This window comes from Paraburkholderia sp. BCC1885, from assembly GCF_900996235.1.
Lineage (GTDB): Bacteria > Pseudomonadota > Gammaproteobacteria > Burkholderiales > Burkholderiaceae > Paraburkholderia.
This window is the reverse complement of sequence record NZ_CAAJGM010000131.1, coordinates 1-470: the sequence shown is the minus strand read 5'-3', so window position 1 is coordinate 470 and position 470 is coordinate 1. Positions and strand designations below refer to the sequence as shown.

1 pseudogene is annotated in these 470 nt (G+C 72.8%); it reads right to left on the bottom strand.

Features of this window, described 5'->3' with window-relative positions:
• A pseudogene (locus FQ755_RS13665) lies at positions 1 to 357 on the bottom strand (ABC transporter substrate-binding protein); the annotation flags it as partial.
• Between the last annotated feature and the right edge of the window lie 113 nt (positions 358 to 470).

Below are 470 nucleotides of genomic sequence, written 5' to 3'. Positions count from 1 at the left end.
GCCGTGGGTGCGATCCCATACGGTCAGCAGCGGCCCCACGCCGGCCCCGGCGATGTCCCCCGCGCCCGACAGCACCGCATCGTTGACGGCCGCGCCGCCCGACAGCTTGACCCAGTCGACCTGGATGTCGAGCCCTGCCTTCTTGCCTTCCTGCTCGATCAGGTGCTGGTCGCGCGCCACATTCAGCATCAGGTAGACGATGCCGAACTGCTCGGCGATGCGGATCTTGCCCTCGGCATGGGCCGGCGCGGCGGCGCCGAAGCCGGCGACGGCCAGCGTCGCGGCCAGCAGCGAGGCGCCGGCGCGGCGCGCGGAAAAACGGGGGCGCGCGAACGCGGCGCGAAACGGAGACGGCATCGGGAACCTCTTGGCGGGAAAGGAAAACGGGAAGCGGGCGCACGACGGGCCATCGCGGCGCGAAGCACGCCGCGACGACATCGATGCGAACGGCGCGGCGCGGTGCGCCGCCG